Genomic DNA, 557 nt, shown 5'->3' on the forward strand with positions numbered 1-557 from the left:
GTACACTGCCCCACCGGGCGGGAATGGTCATGCTGCCAGAGAAACGGGATCGCACTGCCAAACTCCGCGCCCTCCGGCTCCAGGATGTCACCATCCCGATCCGGAGAAGGCGTTGACGCAATCCCGGTGATCACCCGCTCATCCTCACTGAAGGATTTCACCGTCAGCAGGGAGCAGGCCCGTTTAAGAGTCACATCAGACTCCTGAAAACAAAAAAACCGCCGCAGACGTCCATGATGGTTACAGGGTGAACCGGGTTAGACGAAAAAAACCGCATATTCTTTCTTTTTCGGCTCCGGATTCAGGGACATCTGATATAACCAAATCCCGCCAGGCCGTACAGAATAGCCAGTAACCACCAGCTCATTATCTGTTGCTCCGTTTTTGCCAATGGCATTGGTGCGATGGCGTGTTTTTTCGAGGGCATTAAAAGCGTAAGTGCAATCAGCATCATGCCAGAAAGCGCCCCGGCGCCTTGCCATAACGTTTGCGAGGATAAGGCAAAATGCAGGCCTGCCAGAACATATTCGTTGCCCAGTGCAATGCCAATGCCAACG

At 53.5% G+C, this 557-nt stretch carries 2 protein-coding genes; both read right to left on the minus strand.

Going from position 1 to position 557, the window contains the following annotated elements; translation table 11 throughout:
• The coding region (locus tag K0040_RS19875) for an HK97 family phage prohead protease (RefSeq protein ID WP_000172976.1) at positions 1-194 on the minus strand (194 nt) is incomplete at its 3' end.
• Positions 195-301: 107 nt separating this feature from the next.
• Positions 302-557, minus strand: a 256-nt coding sequence (locus K0040_RS19880; protein ID WP_228110422.1) for a YbfB/YjiJ family MFS transporter, incomplete at its 5' end; no start/stop codon positions are given.

The sequence above is a fragment of the Terrisporobacter petrolearius genome, assembly GCF_020748185.1.
Taxonomy (GTDB): Bacteria; Bacillota; Clostridia; order Peptostreptococcales; family Peptostreptococcaceae; genus Terrisporobacter; species Terrisporobacter petrolearius.